The sequence below is a fragment of the Streptomyces sp. OZ13 genome, assembly GCF_052068155.1.
Taxonomy (GTDB): domain Bacteria; phylum Actinomycetota; class Actinomycetes; order Streptomycetales; family Streptomycetaceae; genus Streptomyces.
In genome coordinates this window covers 23791-44201 of sequence record NZ_JBQHCZ010000015.1, presented here as the reverse complement: position 1 = coordinate 44201, position 20411 = coordinate 23791, and the positions used below count along the sequence as shown (strand labels likewise).

The window sequence follows — 20411 nt, the reverse complement described above, 5'->3', positions numbered from 1 at the left end:
CCGGATCTTCAGCGGCCCTGTTCCAGCCAGGGGCGGATCTTGGCCACGAGCTGGTCGGTGTCGACCGGTTTGGACACGTAGTCGTCCGCTCCCGCGGCCAGCGCCTCCGCCCGGTCGCCCGCCATCGCCTTCGCGGTGACGACGATGATCGGCACATCGGCGGCGTGCGGCAGTCTCCTGATCGCCTCCATGGCGGAGTAACCGTCGGTCCCCGCCATCATCACGTCCATCACGACGAGCCCGATGTCATGACGGGTCCTCACCAGCTCGATGCCGGTCCTGCCGTTGTCGGCCGTGATGATGTGCACGCCTTCGCGTGCGAGCAGTTCGGTGAGCGCGAAGACGTTGCGCGTGTCGTCGTCGACCACCAGGACCGTACGGCCCCTCACCGGCGCGACGGGCCCGGTGCCGGCGGCGCCGGGTGCGCCGTTCGCCTCACCGGTCTCGGCCTGGGTGGAGCCGCGCCGGTGGACCGGCAGGTACAGGGTGAAGCAGCTGCCGCGTCCGAGGGTGCTCTGCGCCTCGATGGTGCCGCCCAGCAGCCGGGCGACCTCCCTGCTGATCGACAGGCCGAGCCCGGTGCCGCCGTAGTGGCGGGAGGTGGTGCCGTCGCCCTGCTGGAAGGCGCCGAACATGCTCTCCAGCCGGTCGGCGGGGATGCCGATGCCGGTGTCGAGGACACGGAAGGCGACGACGGGCCCGGAGTCCCGCAGCGAGGAGGGCACCTCCTCCTCGCCGGCGACGGCGACCCGCAGCTCGACCCGCCCCTGGTCGGTGAACTTCAGCGCGTTCGACAGCAGGTTGCGCAGCACCTGGCGGAGCCGCGCCTCGTCGGTGGTCAGCCACTGCGGCGCGTCCGGCTCCGCCACGGCCTCGAAGGTGAGCTCGCGCTCGGTCGCCATGGGCCGGAACGTGGCCTCGACGTGCTCCATGAGCCCGGCGAGGGGGAAGGCCGCGGGGTGGACGGGCATCTTGCCGGCCTCGACCTTGGACAGGTCGAGGATGTCGTTGATCAGCTGGAGCAGGTCGGAGCCCGCGGAGTGGATGACCTCGGCGTAGTCCACCTGCTTCTCGGTGAGATTGCCCTCGATGTTCTGTGCGAGCAACTGCGCCAGGATCAGCAGGCTGTTGAGCGGTGTACGCAGTTCGTGGCTCATGTTGGCCAGGAACTCGGACTTGTACATCGAGGTCCGGGACAGCTGCTGTGCGCGGGCCTCCAGCTCCTGACGGGCCTGTTCGATCTCCAGGTTCTTGCGTTCGATGTCCCGGTTGCGGTCGGCGAGCAGCGCCGCCTTCTCCTTGAGTTCGGCGTTGGAGCGCTGCAACTCCTCCTGGCGGGCCTGGAGTTCCTTGGAGCGGTTGCTGAGTTCCGCGGTCAGCCGCTGGGACCTGTCGAGCAGCTCGTCGGTGCGGGTGTTGGCGATCAGCGAGCTGACGTTGACGCCGACCGACTCGATGAACCGGTCGAGGAAGTCGCGGTGGACACCGGTCAGGGGCCGTACGGCGGCGAGTTCGACGACGCCCAGCAGCTGGTCCTCGAGGACGACGGGCAGCACGACGAGGTGGCTCGGGTCCGTCCTGCCGGTGCCGGAGAAGACCGTCGCGTAGCCGGGCGGCAGGTCGTGCACCTCGATCGTGCGCCTGCTGCGGGCGGCCTGCCCGACCAGGGACTGGCCGAGCCGGATCCGGCGGCCCCGGCCGGCCGGGCCGTCCTGTGCCCCGTACGCGGCGATCATGACGAGTTCGGTCCCCTCCTCGCCCTCCTCCGCGAGGAAGAATCCGCCGTACTGGGCGCGGACCAGGGGCGGCACCTCGTCCATGATCAGTTCGGCCACCCTGGTCAGGCTCCTGGTGCCCTGCATGAGGCCGGAGATCCGGGCGAGGTTGGTCTTGAGCCAGTCCTGCTCCTCGTTGGCGCGGATCGTCGCCCGCAGCGACTCCACCATGGCGTTGATGTTGTCCTTGAGGTCGCCGACCTCGCCGGGCGCCTCGACGGTGATGGAGCGGGTGAGGTCCCCCTCGGCGACCGCGCTGGTGACCTCGGCGATGGCGCGCACCTGCCGGGTCAGGTTCCCGGCGAGTTCGTTGACGTTCTCCGTGAGCCGCTTCCATGTCCCGGAGACGCCCTCGACCTCCGCCTGCCCGCCGAGCCGTCCTTCGCTGCCGACCTCACGGGCCACCCTGGTGACCTCGGCCGCGAAGGAGGAGAGCTGGTCGACCATGGTGTTGATGGTGGTCTTGAGCTCGAGGATCTCGCCCCGCGCGTCGACGTCGATCCTTCTGGTCAGGTCGCCGCGGGCGACCGCGGTGGTGACCTGGGCGATGTTGCGGACCTGGTTGGTGAGGTTGTTCGCCATCGAGTTGACGTTGTCGGTGAGGTCCTTCCAGGTGCCGGAGACGCCGCGAACGGTGGCCTGGCCGCCGAGGTTGCCGTCGGTCCCGACCTCGCGGGCGACCCTGGAGACCTCCTCGGCGAACGAGGAGAGCCGGTCGACCATCGTGTTGATGGTCTCCTTGAGTTCCAGGATCTCGCCCCGCGCGTCGACCTTGATCTTCTGCGTGAGGTCGCCGCGGGCCACGGCGGTGGCGACCTGCGCGATGGAGCGGACCTGGGAGGTGAGGTTGTCCGCCATGGTGTTGACGCTGGAGGTGAGTTCCCACCAAACGCCTTTGACCTGCGGCTCCCTGGCCTGCCCGCCGAGCAGGCCCTGTCCGCCGACCTCCCGGGCGACCCTCGTCACCTCGGAGGTGACGAGGGAGAGCCGGCCCACCATGCCGTTGTAGATGGCGGCGATCTCGCCGAGCAGGCCGGAGTCGTAGGGCAGGCGGACGGAGAGGTCACCGTCGCGCACGGCGGTGAGCCCCGCCAGCAGCTTGGTGAGGCCCTCCTCGCTCAGTTCCGCGGGAGGCCGGACCCGTAGAGGCTCGGGCGTACTGCTGGACGCGTCCATCGCAGACCTCGCGCTGTCGTGACGTGCGGCGCCGTGGGCCGGACACCGCGGAAGCGGCGTCGTCCACGGCCTCCTCCACTGTGGCACGCGGGCACTGTCACGACACTCCGGCGGCGGGCGGCACGGCACGAGGGCGGGCGGAGGGTCTACTCGGGGACCGTGACGACGAACCAGACGGCCTTGCCCGTCCCGTGGGGCGCCCATCCCCACTCGTCGGACAGGCGGTCGAGCAGATACAGACCGTGTCCGGAGGCCCGGGCCGGGTGGTGCGGGCCACGGGGCTGCGGCCGGGCTCTGCCCGTGTCGCTGACCTGGACCCGGATCCGGCCGGGGCCGCGGTCGATCCTCAGCTCGTACGGAGCGCCACCGTGCGTGCACGCGTTGGTGACCACCTCCGAGACGAGCAGCAGTGCGTCCTGGGCCCGGACCCGTCCGTCGGCGCCGGACGGAGCGAACCAGTCGTCCAGGGCCTCGCGTGTCAGATCACGGCACCGGCCCACGACGCCCTGCCCGCCGTCGAGGGGGAAGCGGCGGCTGGCGGAGATCTGCTGCTCAGGCGCCCGTTCCATACGAATCGCGTGCCCCAGAGCGATTGCTTCAAAGCACCTCAAAGGGGAATCATCAGTAGATAAAGAGCTCGCCCGACGGTCCCGCTGCACCCGACAGCGCCGGCCTCCGCCCCGTCGAAGGAGCCTCGATGTCCAGCTCGACCCATACCCGGCAGTCCGTCCGCAGTGGACCCCTCCGATCAGCCGGCGGCCCGGAGCCGATCCTCGCCACGGACCGGCACGCCGTTCCCGACGGCCTCCCCGAGATCCCCGACCCGCGGGCCGTCAGTCCCATGGACGCCCGCGCGCTGTCGACCACGCTGTTCGCCCGGCTCACGGATCTCGAAGAGGGCACCCCGGAGTACTCGTACGTCCGCAACACGCTGGTGGAACTCAATCTGAGCCTCGTCAAGTTCGCGGCGCTCCGGTTCGCCAACAGGGCCGAACCGATGGAGGACATCATCCAGGTCGGGACGATCGGTCTGATCAAGGCGATCAACCGCTTCGACCTGGACCGAGAGGTCGAGTTCGCCTCGTTCGCACTCCCGACCGTGATCGGTGAGATCAAACGGTTCTTCCGGGACTCCAGCTGGTCGGTGCGGGTGCCGCGCCGGCTCCAGGAGCTGCGCATCGATCTCGCCAAGGCGCTCGACGTCCTCGAGCAGCGGCTGGGACGCAGGCCCACCACCGCCGAGCTGGCCGCGTACCTCCACGTCAGCGAGGAGGAGGTGCTGGAGGGGGAGCGGGCGTCCAACGGCTACACGGCGCAGTCCCTCGACGCCACGGTGAACGACGAGGACGTGTCGAACACCGTCACCAGGCGCCTCGGCATCGACGACCCCGCCTTCGACATCATCGATTCCCTCGAGGCGCTCAAGCCCCTCATCGCCATGCTGGACGAGCGCGACAGACTGATCCTTTCGCTGCGCTTCCGCGAGGAGCTGACGCAGTCGGAGATCGGCGAGCGCCTGGGCATCTCCCAGATGCATGTGTCGCGGCTGCTGGCGCGCATCCTCGAGAAGCTGCGGGCCGGGATCATGGACGACTCGTCCGCTGTCCCCGGGCGGGACTGAGCCGCACCTCCAGCCAGACGACCTTGCCCGTGCCGCGGGGCTCCGAGCCCCAGCTGTGCGCCAGCCGCTCCATGATGAGCAGCCCGTGGCCGCCCGGCCGGGAGAGGTCGTTCTGCACCTTGCGCCGGGGGCTGCGCGGGTCGGCGTCGGCCACCTCGACCCGCAGCCACCCGGCGGAACTGCTGAGCACCAGCTCCTCGGGTCCACCCGCGTGCAGACAGGCGTTCGTCACCAGCTCGGACACCAGCAGCAGTACGTCCTCCACGACGTCGCTGGGTCCTTCGGGGCCGGCCGCCGTCCATCCCCAGTCGGCGAGCGCCTGCTCGGTGAAGTCACGACACCGGCCGACGACCCCTTTCGTGCCGAACAGCGCCAGTCGGCGGGTCTGTCCGTGCCCTCCGGGGCCCGTGGTCATCAGGCCTCCTCCGTCAGGTCGACGGCTCGTCGGCCAGCGCTTCGTCCACGCCGGCGTGCACCCGGAACACCGCATGCGCCCCCGTGATCTCGAACATGCGCGCCACAGGGGGGCGCAGGCCCGCGAGTTCCACCCGTGCGTCCGTCTCCTGGGCGGCCAGTCGCCCGTGGAGCAGGACGTTCAGCCCGGTGGAGTCGCAGAAGTCGAGGCCGGCGCAGTCGACGAGGATCCGCTTGGCGCCCTTGCGCAGATGCTCTTCCACGGCCTCCCGCAGGGGATCGGCCGTGTCGTGGTCGAGCTCACCGCTCAGGGAGAGGACGACGGTGTCGCCCCGCCGTGCGGCGACGACGCCGAACCGCTCACCTCCGGCGGCGGATTCCTCCCCCGGCGGCCTGGTGGCTCGCGAGACCATGGGCCCCAGCCTCCTCGACACTCGTACCGGCATTCCGACTGTTGCCGCATTGCTTGGCAGCGGCCACCCGCGATCGTGCGGGTACCCGCCACGGGCGGCGCCACACCGCCGTCCCGCCGCCTTCGGGAAAGCCGCCTCTCGAAGACCGGCGCGAGAGGGGCCGGGGTGGGGCGCAGGGTCCCTGTCCGCCGGACCACCAAGCGGACAGGGACCGGCAGGGGACGGATCAATTGCCGTCGATGGGGTACCTGTCGTGTCCTCACGACGTCTGCGGACAGCGGGAGCAGCGGGAAGACAAGCCAACTACCTCCGAGACGGACCCAGGACGGAGAACCGGCGATGAACCACCCCCAGGACACGGCCCGGCCGGGAACTCTGCCCCGAGCCTCCGGGCCCGGCGGAGCGCTCGACGCGGTCGCCGCCGTCCAACCGGCCGCGAGCGCCCCGGACGAACTGCCGCAGGACCACACCCAGGCGATCCTCCAGGCCACGAAGCAGGTGGGCGCACTGCTCAAGGCGTCGGGGTACCCCTTCGCCCTGGTGGGCAGCGTCGCGGCCTACGCGCACGGAGTGCCCATCCGGCTGCAGCACGACTCCGACTTCTGCCTCCGCAGGGAGGACGCGGAAGGCGTCGTCCGGACCCTCGTCGAAGGGGGGATCCAGGTCGTCTCCCCGCCGGAGGACTGGCTGGTGAAGGCCAGAGCGGGCGGCGAGCAGATCGACCTGATCTTCGAGCTGGCCCACCGCCCCGTCACCAAGGAGATGCTCGACCGGGCGGAGATCCTGCCGGTCGACTCGGTGCACATGCCGGTGCTCGCCCCGTCCGACCTGCTGGAGAGCCGACTCACGGCGCTGTCGGAGCACCACTGCGACTTCGGCGCGCTGCTGCCGATCGCCCGGGCGCTGCGCGAGCGGGTCGACTGGGACCGGCTGCGCCGCGAACACTCCTCCTCGCCGATGCCGGACGCGTTCCTGTATCTGCTGGAGCGGCTGGACGTCATCCCGCCCCGGGAGGTGCCTCATGAAGGAACCTGAGGCTTCCGAGTACCGGATCGCGCGTCTGCGTGAGCGTCTCGCGGACGAGGAGATCTCGGAACTGGGCGTGCAGATCGACATGCGCGGCGAATACGTGCACCTGTGGGGCACCGTGTCCACGGCCGCGTGCAGGAGCGAGATCCTGCGTATCGCAGAGACCGAACTCGGCGGGCTGCCGGTGCGGGCCGACCTCTCGGTCGCCGGCGCCACGGCCCCCGAACGGCCCGAGGAGCTCGAGTGATCCGTGTTGCTGCCGTGGGGGACATCCATCTGGCGTCCGACAGCCGGGGGCTGCTGCGCCCCGCCTGGGAGACGCTCGGCGACTGTGCCGACATGCTGCTGCTGGCGGGCGACCTGACCCGCCACGGCACCGTCGAGGAGGCGCGGGTGGTGGCCGACGAGATCAGGGGGCTGCCCGTACCGGTCGTCGCCGTGCTCGGGAACCACGACTACCACAGCGACCTTCAGGACGAGGTGACGGCCGTGCTGGAGCACGCCGGCGCGACCGTCCTCGAAGGCGAGAGCACCGTGCTCGACGTCGGCGGCACGAAGGTCGGCATCGCCGGTACGAAAGGCTTCGGGGGCGGCTTCGCGGGCCGCAGCGCGGGTGAGTTCGGCGAGCCGGAGATGAGGTCCTTCGTGCGCTACAGCCGCCGGTGCGCGGCCGATCTGGCTCGCTCCCTGCTCGATCTGCGGGAACAGGGCTGCGAGGTCCTCATCGCCCTCACGCACTTCTCACCGGTCCCCGACACGCTTGCCGGGGAGCCCCTGGAGATCTATCCGTTCCTGGGCACGTATCTCCTCGCGGAGGCGGTCGACGAGGCGGAGGCGGACCTGGCGGTGCACGGCCACGCCCACATGGGCACGGAGCACGGGATGACCGCCGGCGGTGTCAAGGTCCGCAATGTCGCGCAGCCCGTCATCGGCCACGCCTTCGCCGTGTACCACCTCCCCGTCGACGCGCGGATCGACGTTCCGGCCGTCGGCTGAGAGGTTTTGGCGGCACACGCCCGGGCAGGTGCGTGTTGTGCTTCGGACAGGAGGCACGCCCCGTGGGAGCGGATGCTCCGGGTGCGTCAAGCCCCTGTCCGTGTCCCCGGGTGACTCGATTTTCCGGCATAGCAGCCCCCACATCCCAGGGAGTCGCGACATCATGCCCACGTTCGCTCACACCAAGCACTCTCACTCCGACGCCCCCGACACAGCGGCCGCCTTCCGCAGGCTGGCGGAACTCGAGGACGGGCCCGAGCGGCAGGAGGTACGCCAGGAGATCGTGTCCGCCTGGCTGCCGATGGCCGAACGGATCGCCGGCCGGTTCCGCAACCGCGGCGAGTCCATCGAGGACCTCCAGCAGGTCGCCGCTCTCGGCCTGGTCAAGGCGGTCGACCGGTACGACCCCTCACGCGGCGCGTTCGAGAGCTTCGCGGTGCCCACCGTCGTGGGCGAGGTGAAGCGGCACTTCCGCGACCACATGTGGGCCCTGCACGTGCCGCGCCGCGTCCAGGACCTGCGCAACCGGGTCCGGTTCGCCCGCCAGGACCTGGTGCAGACCGTCTCGGGGCGCGCCCCGACGGTCGCGGAGATCGCCGAACGCGCCGGCGTGTCCGAGGAGGACGCGCTGGTCGGCCTGGAGGCTCTGGAGAGCTTCACGGCGCTGTCCCTCGACGCGGAACTCCCGGGCGCCGACGACGGCTACTCGCTCAGCGACACGCTGGGGTCGGCCGATCCGGCCATCGACGTGCTCGTGGACCGGGAGGCGGTGAAGCCGGGACTGCGCAAGCTGCCCGAGCGTGAACAGAACATCCTGTACATGCGCTTCTTCCGCGACATGACCCAGAGCAGCATCGCCCAGACGCTGGGCATCTCCCAGATGCACGTGTCCCGGCTGATCAGCCGGAGCTGCGACCAGCTGCGCAACGAGGTCATGCGGGACGAGACCGTGCACGAGGACGTCATGCGGCGCGCCGCATAGCCAGCGCGACATGCCGCGAGACGACGTCGACGGTCCGGGCGTGCGCCATCGAGAACGCGGGCGTGCCTCCGCTGCGGAACAGCGACAGCACCCCGAGGACCCTGCCCCCTCCCTCACCGCGTTCCTGGACGGGCACGCACAGCAGGGACGTCACGTCGGCCTGGACGAGGACGGAATCCCCGTCGGCGTCACGGCCGAAGCAGTCGAGGTCCTCCGGGCGCACCTGGAGCAGCGAGGAGCCCTCGCCGGCGCAGTCGACGACGATCGGACAGCCGGCCGGGTCCTGCGCCGCTATCCGTGCCGCCAGCGCGGCCGCCTCGTCGCCGGCCGGGCCCTGTACGGCGATACGCCGCAGACCGGCGCCGGTGACGAGGTCGGCGACGGCCCAGTCCGCGCCGTGGGCGGCGAGGACCGTCGCACCCGCGCCGAGTGCGGCTTCCGGTTCGCCGGCGGGGGCGCGCAGCAGGGCGGTGGTCATACCGTCCAGGAGGTCCATCTGGGCCGCGTGGGCAGCGGCTTCCGCGAGGTCGGGGGCGGTGGCGCGGCGCAGCCTGGTCCCCGGCGGGCCTGCCGGGCCGCTTTCCCGCCGGTCGTCGGCCCTGTCGGACTGCAGGACCATGAGCACGGCGGGGTGCGGCTCGTTCGGCGGGCGCAGGGCGGTGAGCGTGGCCCGCAACGTCTCTTCCGGACGCTGCTGGAGATGTATGCGCAGACTGCGCGGCCCCTCTCCCCTGGCGACGGCGGCCGCCTGCGTGCGCAGGGCGCCGCGGTCGCCGGGCCGCAGCAGTCCGGACAGCGGCCGGCCGGCGGCGAAGCCGGCCCGCACGCCGGTGAGGTCCGTGGCGGCGAGGTTCATCCGGCGGACGACCGTGTCACCCCCGATGAGGGCCACGGGCAGCGGCAGCCGCTGGAAGAGGGCCCGGAGCAGCTGGAGCTCGGTGCGGTCCGCCGACGCCCGGGCCGGGCCCTGTGCCGCCAGGCGTTCGTACTTGGGCCACAGGGTCTCCGAAACGTGCTGGAGTTCGAACAGGGCCGCGTCCAGAAGGTTCTGCTGCTCGTCCGGCGGCAGCCCCCGCGCGGCTCGCAGCTCACCCACCCGGCGGACGAAATCCTCGAGGTCGTCGCCGAACTCATCGCTCTGCGCCATGGGAGAAAGTTATCCGACCGAGCGGCGGCGCAATGCGACGACCAGGAGTTCGGCATGAGGCGCCGGGTTTGTGGTGCGAGGGGGCGGGCAGCCGCACCCGCGGAAGGAGGACACGCAATGCTGCCCCCGACGGACCTGACCGTGGCACCCGGCGCCCGCGACCTTTCGGACTTCACGGAAGCGGCGATGCGCTGCGTCGAGCCCTGCTGCGGCGCCGCGACCACGGTCACCGACGGCTCGGCCGAGCGCCGTGCCGCCGCGACCCACCCCGATCTGACGACGCTGATCTCCGTCGAGCTCGATTCGGGCGAGGGTCCCACCTCGAGCGCCCTGGACACCGGCGAGCCCGTCGCGGCCATCGATCTGCTGGACGAGGAGCGCTGGCCCGACTACCGCGCCGCGGCCCTGGAGTCGGGTATCCGCTCCAGCGTCACGATGCCGTTCCGGCGCAGCGAGGTCGAGGTGACCCTGAGTCTCTACAGCTTCCGCCCCGGGGCGTTCGCCCATCTGGCGCATCATCCGGTGGTCGTGCTGGGCGAGCAGTTCGCCCAGGGACTGGTGCGCGACCACTTCTACCGGGCGGCTCTCGCCCAGGTGAACCAGCTCGAGACGGCGCTCGACTCACGCGCCGTCATCGACCAGGCCAGCGGCATCCTGATGCATGCCCTGGGCTGCGGCCCGGCCGAGGCCTTCGACGTCCTGAGGCGCTTCTCGCAGCGGACCAACCGCAAGCTGAGCGCGGTGGCGGAGGAGATCGTGCGCAGCAGGGGCCGCAGTCTGCGGGGGCAGCAGCACCCGCAGTGACCGCATCGGGGCGAATGAGGGCATTTCACCATGACGGCGGGGAACGCTTCTCCGCATGGAACTACGCGAGATCCTTCGCCCCGACGCCACCGTGCCCGCGCTCCTCGAGGGGTACGCCTGGCTGCCCGACCTGTTGCGGCGCAGCGGCGGCGCCCCCGTGCGGACGCGGCTCATGGGCCGCCCGGCGATCGCCCTGCACGGCCTCGACGCGGTGCCCTTCTTCTACGACGAGCAGCACATCGCACGCCGTTCCGCGCTGCCGGGGCCCGTCCTGGACACGCTCTTCGGCCGGGGAGCGGTGCACACGCTCGACGGCTCGGCGCACCGGGCCCGCAAGGCGCTGTTCGTCTCGCTCCTCAAGGACGCGCAGGGCGTGGACGCCCTTGCCGGACAGGCCGTGAAGGAGTGGGACACCGCCGTCGCCGAGTGGGCGCACCGGCCGAGGATCGACCTGTTCACGGAGGCGAGTGTGCTGATCACCCGCGCCGTCTGCGACTGGGCGGGAGTGCCCCGCGGGGAGGACGACGGCCGGGCCGCGGCGCGCGACCTGGTGGCGATGGTCGACGGCTTCGCCACCGCCGGTCCACGGCACTGGCGCGCCCGGAAGGCCCGTACCCGCCAGGAGGAACGGCTGAGCACCCTGATCGAAGAGATCCGCAGGAGCGGGACGGAGGACTCCGGCGCGGCGCTGCACGCTGTGGCACTGCACCGCGACGACGACGACCGGTTGCTGGACCCGCACACCGCCGCGGTCGAGGTGCTCAACATCATCCGGCCGACCGCGGCCGTGGCCTGGTTCATGGCGTTCGCCGCGCATGCCATGCACCGGTGGCCGCGGCAGCGGGAGCTGCTGCGGGACGGTGGCCCCGACCACGCGGAAGCGTTCGCCCATGAGGTCCGCCGTTTCTATCCGTTCGCCCCGTTCCTGGGCGGTGTCGCGGTGCGGGACCTCGAGTGGCGGGGCGAGCGGATCGCCGAGGGCACGCTCGTGCTGCTCGACGTCTACGGCCACCATCACGATCCGGCGCTCTGGCCCGACCCGTACGTCTTCGAGCCCGCGCGGTTCGCCGACGGCGGGCCGGCCGGGGCGGACCTGCTCATCCCGCAGGGCGGCGGCGACACGGCGGGCGGCCACCGGTGCCCCGGCGAGGACATCACCGTGGCGCTGCTGAAGGCCTTGGTGCCACAGCTGGCGCGGCTGGAATACGGTGTTCCGCCGCAGGACATGTCGATCCCGCTGCGCCGGATCCCCACCCGCCCGATCGACGGTTTCCTGCTGGCGCCCCGGCCGCCCGCCGCCCGCTGACGCACCGCACGGCGGCGGTCCCGGCCCGGGTCCGCCGCCCCGCCGCGTCGGATCAGGGGACCCGGCGGCGCGGGGTCCTGCCCCACAGCCAGTCGCGGAGGGCGGACAACCGCGGGCGCTTCTCCCGCCGCTCCCGGGTGTGGCGGTCGAGCTCCTCCATGAGACGCCGTGACCGGTGGTCCATGTCCAACTCGTCGAGGATGCGGTCGATCTCGGTCAGCAACGCGCCGTGCAGCTGCCAGTGGCGCGGCTGTCGCTGAACGCCCTTGAGCATCAGATCGGCGGCGTTGTCGCGGCTGGCACGGGCGGCGGCGAGCTCCCCGGTGAGCCGCTCCTCCGCGGCGTCGGCGCTCTCGCTGGTCTGGGTGGTGACGAGGACGGCGAAGCTCACCAGCGTGTCGGCGACGTGCGAGAGGAGCTCCTCGAGTGCGACACCGACCTCGTGGGAGAACAACTGCTCCTCCCGTCGTTCCTTGGCGAGGTCGGTGATGGTGCGGGCCAGCACCCGCAGGACGACGGCGCAGATCTCCAGGGTGTCGAGGCCGGTTCGGAGCACGATGCGGTGCAACAGGCCTTCCTTGACCCGCGGATTGAACCGGAGGCTGTCCTCGGCCTGGCGCAGCGCCGCGTCCACGTCGGCGATGTCGTTGTCGAGCCTGCGCGCCTCGTGAAGCCGGGCCGCCGCCCGCTCGACCGGGGTCGGACTCGTCAGCTCCTCACCGATCCGCAGAAGCAGCCGTCGCATGCGCCGCCCGAGGTCCTCGATCGACTCCCCGGCGGCCTCCACCCATACCGGCGGAACGAAAAGCACGTTGAAGAGGAGCCCCACGACGGCGCCGATGAGCGTCTCGAGGACCCGGTCCCACGCGGCGCTGCCCACCTGGGTCACGCCGAGCACGAGCATCGCGCTGATCGCGACCTCGGGGACGAACTCGTCGACCCGCACGAATCTGCCGACGACCAGCGAGGCCAGGATGATCAGCCCGAGGCTCCACCAGGTCAGACCGACGAGCGCGCTGAAGCCGATGGCGATGAGGACGCCGACGACGACGGAATTCACCCGGCGCACACCGGTGGTGAGCGTGGAGTAGAGAGTGACCTGGACGACCAGCAGCGCCGTCAGGGGCGCGGTGAGCGGGGCGACCGGACTGTCGAGCACCTGAACGGCGACCACGTACGAGATGGTCGCCGCCGCGGTCGATCGCACCGTCTGCACGACGGCCGGATCCTTGCTCCAGCCGACGATGCCGGCGACCGGCGCTCGCAGCCTTGTGCGGGCCTCAACCTCAGACACCTTCGTCCTTCCCCGCTCCCTCGCCCGGACCCGTAAGTGGTGGTCTGTCCGGGATCCCCCTCAGCGCCCGCCGGATGCCGCGCCCTCGCCGACGACCGGTGCGGCCGACCGGATCCGGCGGCCCACGTAGGTTTCGGCCGCCAGCAGCGCGTCGCGGGCCGTGCGCTCGCACATGAGCACACACAGTGTGTAGGCGGTGTCCTCGAACCGTCTCCGCGCGGAGTCGTCGTGGGGAGCGGCGAGGACGAAATGTTCCTGCGCCCGGTAGCGGGCAATCAGCCTGGTGATCACACTCACGTCGGGCATCAGCATTGTGGTCTCCCGGTGTATGCGGCCCCCTGACACGGCGGAGCGAGGTCCGTCCGGTGCCTCATTGTGAACCGGAGCGGTCGTGTCCGCCACACAGCTGGCTACTGTAGGTAGTCGCTGGTATGGAGGGGTCACGGCACGCCGGGACGGGGCGTTCACAGCCGCCGGGCCGGTTTTCACAATTGCCAGGTCTCACAGCGGTTTCCGCAGGCTGGTGGAGCCGTTCCGCCAGGCGGCCATGAGCCGGTCCCCGAGGAGGTCCTCCAGGCACGTCGTGGCCGCTATACCGAAGGCCACGTCGGACGCGAGCGAGGGTTCGTCGGCCAGCAGTCCACCGATGACGTCACGGCGCACGATCTGTTCGTGCACGGCGTCGGCAGTGACGTGCTCCGCGTAGAAGTGCTCGGCCGCGGGCCCCGCACCGGTACGGCGCATCGCCTCGGCGAGCCTGCGCGAACCGGGTGAGGACGTCACCTCGACGGTGGCGAAGTGCCCCACCAGAGCGCCCCGGTGGGCGCGGTGCAGCCCGAGGAGCGACATCAGGTTGACGTTCGCCAGCATCTCCGCGGGGGCGGCGTCGAGGTACCGGCCGTAAGAGGGGTCGAGACCGAGGTCGGTCATCAGGCCGGCGAAGAGCCGGGCGTGCACCCGCTCGGCGCGTCCACCGCCGAACTCGTCGAACTCGACCGCCACGAAGGCGGCTTTGGCCCTGCCGTGGAGCCGTGGGATCACCCAGGCGTGGGGGTCGGCCTCCTTGAGGTGGTACAGGGAGCGCATGGCGGCGTACTCGCGCAGGTGCCGGAGCCGGCCCTCGTCCCTGAGGAAGTACGACACTCCGGTGCCGTCCACCGGTTCGACGAGCAGCTCGTCCAGCGCCTCGTACACGTCCGGGTGCCCGGCGACCCGCCCGCGGAGCGCGTCGAGGAAGCGCCGCTCCATCGCCGCGCGCAGCGCGAGCAGCCCCGGGTCCCACTCCCAGGCCGGGTCGACACCGGCGAAGCCCCGGTAGTGCAGCTCGTAACTGACGTACAGGGCCAGTTGCAGGTCGTCGCCGAAGGGGTCGGCCCGCTCCGCGGCGCCGGGGTCCGGCAGCGGCGCGCCGGCCGGGTCGCGCAGGGCGTGCAGCACCCCGTGCGACAGTTCGCCCCGTGCGCCCGGCAGTTCGCCCTCCAGGGCCGCTTCCGTGGCCGTGACCAGGTCCGTCATCGTTCACCTCCTGCCCCGTCGGCGGTGGCTGGTGTCGCACCAGGGGTACGTCCGGCTGCGCCGGCAGGTGCACAGCGCGACGGTGAACCGGTCGGACCGCACCGTGGTCCCGTCGTCGAGAACGACCTCCACAGGGCCCTCCACCAGCATCGGGCCCTCGCGGGTCACCGTCACACGGCAGGGCTCCGGGGCCGTTCGGTCCTCATGCTCGATCGGCACGGATGATCACCAGCTCTTCCTTGTCCTCGCCGGGAGCGATCAGCCCCCGCCGCTCGAGCCACTTCCTGCGTGAACGCAGCACGGGCCCGAAGGGAACGAGACGACGCTCCACGACGGCGGCGTCCAGGCCGGCGTCCTGCAGCCGCTCGAGGGTCGCGCCGACCCCGCTGAGCGCCGAGTGCACCATCAGCAGGGCCCCCGACGGCTTCAGCAGCTCCGCGGCACCGTCGCAGATGCGGTCCAGGACGGCCCTGCCGTCGTGGCCCGCGTCCCAGGCCACTGCCGCGCCGCGCCGCGGCGGGCGGGCGTGGGGTGCGGGCACGTAGGGCGGGTTGCACACGATCAGGTCGAAGCGCCGGCCCATGGCCGGGTCAAGCAGGTCACCGTGCAGGACGCGCACCCGACGGCGCGCGAGCAGGGCGTTGACGCGGGTGGCGGCAACGGCACGCCATGAGCTGTCGACAGCCGTCACACGGGCGCCGCGCCGGGCGGCCGTGAGGGCCAGCGCTCCCGTCCCGGTGCCCACGTCGAGTACCTCGGCACCCGGCCTCAGCGGTTCACGCTCGAGCGCGTCCGCGAGCAGAAACGTGTCGCTCTGCGGGGCGTACACACCTGGGGCGAGCACCATCGCGGCCCCGCCCCGGTCCACTCCCGGCAGACTGGTCATTCCCGACTCCCTCGGCAGACTGTGCCGGCGTACCGCCGGCCGGTGGTTTCTTGATCCCGTTGCCCGGCTTCTTGATCCCGTGTGCCCAGCACCGCGCGTTTCATCCGTTTCGGTCCGCGCCCGCCGGGGACCCGGGCAGCAGCCGGCCGGTGTTCCGGGAACCCCACGGAGTTGCTGATGAGCGTGAAGACAGGACTGCGGGTGGTGGTCACCGGGGCCACCGGAAACGTGGGCACGAGCGTGGTGAGGGCGCTCGCCGAGGACTCGCGGATCGCGTCGGTCCTCGGCCTCGCCCGGCGCGTCCCCGACCTGGACATTTCGCGGACGTCGTGGGCGGCCGTCGATCTGTCCCGCGAGGACGCCGGTGAAGGGCTCGTGCGGCATCTGGAGGGCGCCGACGCCGTGATCCATCTGGCATGGCGCTTCCAGCCGACGCACTCCCCCGCCACGACCTGGCAGACCAACGTCCTCGGGTCGCTGCGGCTCTTCGACGCGGTCGCCGCGGCGCAGGTACCGGCGCTGATCCACGCCTCGTCGGTCGGCGCCTACGCGCCGGGGCCGAAGACCGGTCCCGGCGTCGGCGAGTCGTGGCCCACGCACGGCTGGCCGGAGGCGGCCTACTGCCGCGAGAAGTCCTATCTGGAGCGGGCGCTCGACGCCTTCGAACTGCGGCACACCGGGATCCGCGTGGCACGCATGCGCCCGGCGTTCATGTTCAAGGAGACCTCGGCCAGCGAGCAGCGCCGGATCTTCGCCGGCAAGTTCCTGCCGGGACCGCTGATCAGGCCGGGGCTGCTGCCCTTCGTGCCCGACATCGAGGGACTGCGCTTCCAGGCGCTGCACACCGACGACGCCGCGCACGCGTATCTCCTCGCCGTCCTCCTCGACGCGCGCGGGGCCTTCAATCTCGCCGCCGAGCCGGTCGTCGACGCGCAGACCCTCGGTGAGCTTCTCAAGGCCCGCGTGGTGCGGTTCCCTCGGCAGGCCGCGCACGCGGTGCTGACGGCGGGATGGGGACTGCGCGCCGTTCCGGCGTCGCCGCAGCTGTTCGACGCGCTGCTGCGGATGCCGGTGATGAGCACGGCCCGGGCCAGGGAAGAGCTGGACTGGCAGCCGCGGCACACGGCCACGGCGGCGCTGGAGGAATTCCTGCGCGGCGTCCGCATGGGCTCCGGCGAGCGGACGGCACCGTTGGCCGGCCACCGGGCGCACTGACCGCGGCGCCCGCCCGCCGCGATCCCGACCCGGCCGCAGGGCTCGCCCTGACCGCCCCGGCCCGACAAGGGTCTCGCCCGCCCGTGGACCGAACAGCCCTCGCACGCGGGCCGCGCCACGAAGCACCCCGCCAGTGGTTCTCGTGCCCCGCATGCATGCCCGCACGGAACGGCCCCGGCCGACGCGCGCGGAACGGCCCCGGCTAACGGCCGGACGGCTCCAGCAGGTCGGCGAACGGGCCCGTGCCGATCCGGGCCAGCAGATCCGCCGGATCGTCGAAGACCGCCGCGGCCCCGGCCGCCTCCAGGGCGGTGCGCGGGATCCCGCCGCACAGCAGCGCGACGCACCGCACCCCCGCCCGGGACGCGGCCTGCATGTCCCACACGGTGTCGCCGACGAACACGGCGCGGTCGGCCGGGACCCCGGCCAGTTCCAGCGCGTGTTCGACCGGGTCGGGAGCGGGCTTGCCCTCCGCCACGTCGTCGGCGCCCGCGATCGCGGAGATGGCGTCGTCCGCGTCGACGGCCCGCCGGAGCGCCGCGAGTTCCGATCCGCCGGCCGAGCTCGCGAGCACCACGGTCCAGCCGTCGCCCGCCAGGGCGCGCAGCAGGTCTCCCGCCTGGTCGAACGCCGGCAGCCGGTCGGAGTACGTCCCGTAGAGGGCCTTGTGGGCGGCCTTGATCGCCTCGTCCTGCGCGGTGTCGCGGTCGTCGCCGAGCACATGCTCCACCAGGTCCTGGCCGGCCAGGCCGACGGAGCGGTGGATGTGGTCCATGGTCACGTGGTGGCCCGCCTGCCGGAACGCCTCCCACCAGCAGACGACATGGAGATGGTTGGTGTCGGCCAGCGTCCCGTCGACGTCGAACACAGCGGCGCGGTCCATGTCTGCAGGTCCTTCCCCAGGTGCTACTGCGGTACGGCGTTGTCCGTGGCGGTCACGTTGAAGATGGCGCCGTCGGGATCACGCAGGGTGACCTCGGCGCCGTGTGGTGTGGTGCGCTCGGCGAGGACGGTGCCGCCGTGCCGGTCGGCCGTACGCACCGTCTCCTCGAGGTTCTTCACCGCGAAGTGCACATGCCAGCGGGGATGCAGCAGGGGGTTCGACGCGGTGCCGTCCGCTCCGGAGGTGAGTCTGGCGAGCACCCGCCCCTCACGGTGCAGCACGACCGCGCCTTCCAGGTAGCTGACCTCGCAGCAGCCGGCCCGGTCGGACGCCCAGTCGAACACCTCGCCGTAGAAGATCGCCGACTCGAAGGCGTCCTTGGCCAGCAGCCGGATCCACGCGGGCGCCTTGTCACGCCAGGCGGGCCAGTCCCGCATCAGCTCGCCTTCCCAGATGCCGAAGACGGCGCCGTCGCGGTCCGCCGCGAGCACGCCGCGCCCCATGGAAAGGGCCAGCGGCCCCACCGCCACGGTGCCGCTGCGTTCCCGGATGCGACTCGCGGTCCGGTCGGCGTCCTCCACGGCGAAGTACGGGGTCCAGGCGACGGCGACGGTCAGCGCGGGTGCCAGCGCGCCGATCCCGGCGACCGGCAAACCGTCGACCACGGCGACTCGGAACTGGTCGCCCAGTCTTCCCTTGCGGAACTTCCAGCCGAGCACGGCCCCGTAGAAGTCCTGGGCTGCCTGCAGGTCACGGGCCATGAGGCTGACCCAGCAGGGCGCGCCGAACACCGCGGCGGAGGCGGCAGCGGCGGCGGTCACGGTCGGGGTCGAGTTCTCGTTCATCACCATGTCCGGCGGTCGTGGGCGGTTCACGCGGGCCGGTTCCATGGTGCTCCCGCGGGCGGCGGCCGGCGAACGCGGTCGTCACATTCCGTGGGCGAAGAGGAGCACTCAGTGACCCGGTCCGGCTGTGCTTCCGAGACTCGAGTGCCCTGGTGACGGCCGTCCGTAACGCCGGAGTGGCGGCCGCGTCCGGAATCCGTACGGGGCGCTGCGCCGCCCGGGCGTCCGGGGCGGGCGTGGCGGACGGGTGGGCGGGCAAAGGCCCCGGCCGGGGGAACCCGGCCGGGGCCTGTCGCAGGAGACGGAGAACAGGGTCAGCGGCGTGCCAGCGCCTCGACGACCTGCTGCGCCGTGTCGGCGCTCGACTGCGGGTTCTGGCCGGTGACGAGGTTGCCGTCGACGACGACCCGGCTCGCCCACGCGTCGCCCGGCCGGACCACGGCGCCCAGTTCGCGCAGGCGCGACTCGACCAGGTACGGCGACTTGTCGCCGAGGCCGCCCTGCTGCTCCTCCTCGTCGCTGAACGTCGTCATCTCACGCCCGGAGAAGGCGAAGGAGCCGTCCTCGCCGACGGCGCTGAGCAGCGCGGCCGGACCGTGGCAGAGCGCCGCGACGATCTTGCCCTGGGTGTCGGCGTCGGTCAGCAGCCGGCCGAGGTCGGCGCTGACGGCGAGGTCGGCCATCGGACCGTGACCGCCCGGGATGTACACCGCGTCGTAGTCGCCGGCCGACACCGTGGAGAGATCGGTGGGCCGGGCCAGTTCGGCGTCGATGGCGTCCAGGTAGGCGCGGAACCTCTTGGCGTCCGCCTCCTCGACGCCGCCGCGCTCGTCGAGGCTGATGGGGTCCACGGTCGGCCGGACGCCGCCCGGGGTCGCGATGACCACGTCGTGGCCCGCCTTCCGGAGCACCTCGTGGGAGGCGGCCAGTTCCTCGGCCCAGTAGCCGGTGGGGTGGCTGGTGCCGTCGGACAGCTTGAGGCTGTCGGCGCCGGAAACGACCATGAGGATCTTCGACATGGAACAGTCCTTACGTGGCTCGGGTGTCTTGCTGTTCGACAGGGACAACCCCAGCTTTGTCCCCGGATCATCCGCGGGCATCATGAGCGTCATAACTTCTCTTATGGAACGAGGGTTGCGTGCCCGGACTCGATCTGCTGTCGACCTTCGTGGAGATCTACCGTTGCGGGTCGATCTCCGCCGCGGCCGAGCGGCTCGGGCTCACCCAGCCGGCCGTGAGCGGGCAGCTGGCCAGGCTGGAGGACCAACTCGGTGAGCAGTTGTTCGTCCGCTCCCGCAAGGGCGTCACCCCCACCGCGCACGCGGCCGATCTCGCCGCCCGCGTCGGCACGCACCTCGACGAGCTGCGGGCGGCGCTGGAACCGTCGCGCGCCGGGGCGGCGCATGTGGGGACCGTGCGCATCGCCGGCCCGGGCGAGCTGATGGCCATGCGTGTCCTCCCCGCGCTCGCGCCGCTGACGACCAGGGGGCTGCGGATCCATGTGACGCTCGGTCTCGCCCGGGACCTGCTGGCCGCCCTCGCGGAGGGACACGTGGAGCTGGTGGTGTCCGCCATAAGGCCGACGCAGCAGGACATCGTGGCCACGCCGCTCATCGACGAGGAGTTCGTCCTCGTCGGCGCGCCGTCCCTGGCCCGCAGCGTCGACAGCGCGCGGCTGGCCGGCGATCCGGTGGACGCCCTCGCGCATCTCCCGCTGGTCGGCTACGCGGACGACCTGCCCATCGTCCGCCGCTACTGGCTGAGCGAGTTCGCCCGCCGGCCGCCGAACCACATTTCCGTGATCGTCCCGGACCTGCGCGCCGTTCTGGCCGCCGTGGTCGCGGGCGCGGGGGTGAGCGCCCTCCCCCGTTACCTCGCCGAGCCGGCCCTTTCCGCGGGCTCCGTCGAACTGCTCCACGAGCCCGCCGCCCCGCCGCTCAACACGCTCTACCTGGCGACCAGGGCCGGGGCACTCGTCCATCCGCCCCTGGCGCTCGTCCACGACCACCTCCGCACCCGCGCGCACTCGTGGGGCATGCTCTGACCGGCCGCAACGCCTGGTGAGAGTGGGACAGTTGGGACGGTGCGCCATGGCCGAAAGCCGACGTAC

22 protein-coding genes are annotated in these 20411 nt (G+C 71.8%); 9 read left to right on the top strand and 13 right to left on the bottom strand.

The annotated features are described in order from the left end of the window. Positions 1-8 precede the first annotated feature (8 nt). Positions 9-2951, bottom strand: a complete 2943-nt coding sequence (locus ACTMTU_RS27770) for a HAMP domain-containing protein (protein ID WP_441266193.1) — start codon at positions 2949-2951, stop codon at positions 9-11. 146 nt (positions 2952-3097) lie between these two features. Continuing rightward, positions 3098-3520, bottom strand: coding sequence for an ATP-binding protein (locus ACTMTU_RS27765; RefSeq protein WP_441266192.1), 423 nt, complete (start codon positions 3518-3520; stop codon positions 3098-3100). A gap of 128 nt (positions 3521-3648) precedes the next feature. On the opposite strand from ACTMTU_RS27765, the gene ACTMTU_RS27760 reads away from it, so the two are divergent. Beyond that, on the top strand, positions 3649-4572 hold the full coding sequence (locus ACTMTU_RS27760) for a SigB/SigF/SigG family RNA polymerase sigma factor (RefSeq protein ID WP_441266191.1): 924 nt from the start codon (positions 3649-3651) through the stop codon (positions 4570-4572). On the opposite strand, the gene ACTMTU_RS27755 is transcribed toward ACTMTU_RS27760, so the two are convergent. Together ACTMTU_RS27755 and ACTMTU_RS27750 are read right to left on the bottom strand one after the other, a co-directional pair. Continuing rightward, on the bottom strand, positions 4535-4987 hold the full coding sequence (locus tag ACTMTU_RS27755) for an ATP-binding protein (protein WP_441266190.1): 453 nt from the start codon (positions 4985-4987) through the stop codon (positions 4535-4537). The two genes, ACTMTU_RS27760 and ACTMTU_RS27755, sit on opposite strands and share 38 nt — an antisense overlap. A gap of 13 nt (positions 4988-5000) precedes the next feature. Further along, the gene (locus tag ACTMTU_RS27750; protein ID WP_441266189.1) at positions 5001-5399 is read right to left on the bottom strand and encodes an STAS domain-containing protein; all 399 of its coding nucleotides are present in this window, start codon (positions 5397-5399) and stop codon (positions 5001-5003) included. Positions 5400-5738: 339 nt separating this feature from the next. Between ACTMTU_RS27750 and ACTMTU_RS27745 the strand changes: the two genes are divergently transcribed. The 4 genes from ACTMTU_RS27745 (at position 5739) to ACTMTU_RS27730 (ending at position 8406) form a co-directional block, all read left to right on the top strand. After that, positions 5739-6434, top strand: a complete 696-nt coding sequence (locus tag ACTMTU_RS27745; protein WP_441266188.1) for a nucleotidyltransferase family protein — start codon at positions 5739-5741, stop codon at positions 6432-6434. Further along, positions 6421-6675, top strand: a complete 255-nt coding sequence (locus ACTMTU_RS27740; RefSeq protein ID WP_441266187.1) for a BON domain-containing protein — start codon at positions 6421-6423, stop codon at positions 6673-6675. The genes ACTMTU_RS27745 and ACTMTU_RS27740 overlap by 14 nt, the downstream gene beginning before the upstream one ends. Further along, positions 6672-7424: a metallophosphoesterase family protein gene (locus ACTMTU_RS27735; RefSeq protein WP_441266186.1), complete on the top strand. Its 753-nt coding sequence runs from the start codon at positions 6672-6674 to the stop codon at positions 7422-7424. Before ACTMTU_RS27740 ends, ACTMTU_RS27735 begins: the two co-directional genes overlap by 4 nt. Positions 7425-7587: 163 nt before the next feature. Next, positions 7588-8406: a SigB/SigF/SigG family RNA polymerase sigma factor gene (locus tag ACTMTU_RS27730; RefSeq protein WP_441266185.1), complete on the top strand. Its 819-nt coding sequence runs from the start codon at positions 7588-7590 to the stop codon at positions 8404-8406. Here the strand turns inward: ACTMTU_RS27730 and ACTMTU_RS27725 are convergent. Continuing rightward, positions 8387-9553: a PAS domain-containing protein gene (locus ACTMTU_RS27725; RefSeq protein ID WP_441266184.1), complete on the bottom strand. Its 1167-nt coding sequence runs from the start codon at positions 9551-9553 to the stop codon at positions 8387-8389. The two genes, ACTMTU_RS27730 and ACTMTU_RS27725, sit on opposite strands and share 20 nt — an antisense overlap. A gap of 117 nt (positions 9554-9670) precedes the next feature. On the opposite strand from ACTMTU_RS27725, the gene ACTMTU_RS27720 reads away from it, so the two are divergent. Both ACTMTU_RS27720 and ACTMTU_RS27715 read left to right on the top strand, forming a co-directional pair. Continuing rightward, a complete protein-coding gene (locus ACTMTU_RS27720) occupies positions 9671-10357 on the top strand; it encodes an ANTAR domain-containing response regulator (protein WP_441266183.1) in 687 nt (228 codons plus the stop codon). A 55-nt stretch (positions 10358-10412) separates the two neighbouring features. Beyond that, a complete protein-coding gene (locus tag ACTMTU_RS27715) occupies positions 10413-11663 on the top strand; it encodes a cytochrome P450 (RefSeq protein ID WP_441266182.1) in 1251 nt (416 codons plus the stop codon). 52 nt (positions 11664-11715) lie between these two features. Here the strand turns inward: ACTMTU_RS27715 and ACTMTU_RS27710 are convergent, their stop codons facing one another. From ACTMTU_RS27710 to ACTMTU_RS27690, 5 genes are all read right to left on the bottom strand, one after another. Beyond that, the gene (locus tag ACTMTU_RS27710; RefSeq protein WP_441266181.1) at positions 11716-12957 is read right to left on the bottom strand and encodes an FUSC family protein; all 1242 of its coding nucleotides are present in this window, start codon (positions 12955-12957) and stop codon (positions 11716-11718) included. Positions 12958-13017: 60 nt separating this feature from the next. After that, entirely contained in the window at positions 13018-13263 is a 246-nt protein-coding gene (locus tag ACTMTU_RS27705; protein WP_441266180.1) for a DUF5133 domain-containing protein, read from the bottom strand. A 195-nt stretch (positions 13264-13458) separates the two neighbouring features. Then, entirely contained in the window at positions 13459-14472 is a 1014-nt protein-coding gene (locus ACTMTU_RS27700; protein WP_441266179.1) for an iron-containing redox enzyme family protein, read from the bottom strand. A gap of 3 nt (positions 14473-14475) precedes the next feature. Next, the gene (locus ACTMTU_RS27695) at positions 14476-14622 is read right to left on the bottom strand and encodes a CDGSH iron-sulfur domain-containing protein (RefSeq protein WP_364596112.1); all 147 of its coding nucleotides are present in this window, start codon (positions 14620-14622) and stop codon (positions 14476-14478) included. 52 nt (positions 14623-14674) lie between these two features. Then, the gene (locus ACTMTU_RS27690; RefSeq protein WP_441266178.1) at positions 14675-15358 is read right to left on the bottom strand and encodes a HemK2/MTQ2 family protein methyltransferase; all 684 of its coding nucleotides are present in this window, start codon (positions 15356-15358) and stop codon (positions 14675-14677) included. Between the two features lie 177 nt (positions 15359-15535). On the opposite strand from ACTMTU_RS27690, the gene ACTMTU_RS27685 reads away from it, so the two are divergent. Further along, positions 15536-16573 carry an NAD-dependent epimerase/dehydratase family protein gene (locus ACTMTU_RS27685; RefSeq protein ID WP_441266177.1) on the top strand — a complete coding sequence of 346 codons (1038 nt, stop codon included), beginning with the start codon at positions 15536-15538 and terminating at the stop codon, positions 16571-16573. A gap of 202 nt (positions 16574-16775) precedes the next feature. Here ACTMTU_RS27685 and ACTMTU_RS27680 read toward each other — a convergent pair whose 3' ends face one another. The 3 genes from ACTMTU_RS27680 to ACTMTU_RS27670 form a co-directional block, all read right to left on the bottom strand. Continuing rightward, positions 16776-17456 (bottom strand): HAD family hydrolase, encoded by a 681-nt coding sequence (locus tag ACTMTU_RS27680; protein WP_441266176.1) that lies wholly within the window; start codon positions 17454-17456, stop codon positions 16776-16778. A gap of 23 nt (positions 17457-17479) precedes the next feature. Continuing rightward, positions 17480-18301 carry a VOC family protein gene (locus ACTMTU_RS27675; protein ID WP_441266324.1) on the bottom strand — a complete coding sequence of 274 codons (822 nt, stop codon included), beginning with the start codon at positions 18299-18301 and terminating at the stop codon, positions 17480-17482. A gap of 314 nt (positions 18302-18615) precedes the next feature. Further along, positions 18616-19320: a type 1 glutamine amidotransferase domain-containing protein gene (locus ACTMTU_RS27670; protein WP_441266175.1), complete on the bottom strand. Its 705-nt coding sequence runs from the start codon at positions 19318-19320 to the stop codon at positions 18616-18618. Between the two features lie 119 nt (positions 19321-19439). Here ACTMTU_RS27670 and ACTMTU_RS27665 point away from each other — a divergent pair, with 119 nt between their 5' ends. Continuing rightward, positions 19440-20345: a LysR family transcriptional regulator gene (locus ACTMTU_RS27665; protein WP_441266174.1), complete on the top strand. Its 906-nt coding sequence runs from the start codon at positions 19440-19442 to the stop codon at positions 20343-20345. Positions 20346-20411: the final 66 nt, after the last annotated feature.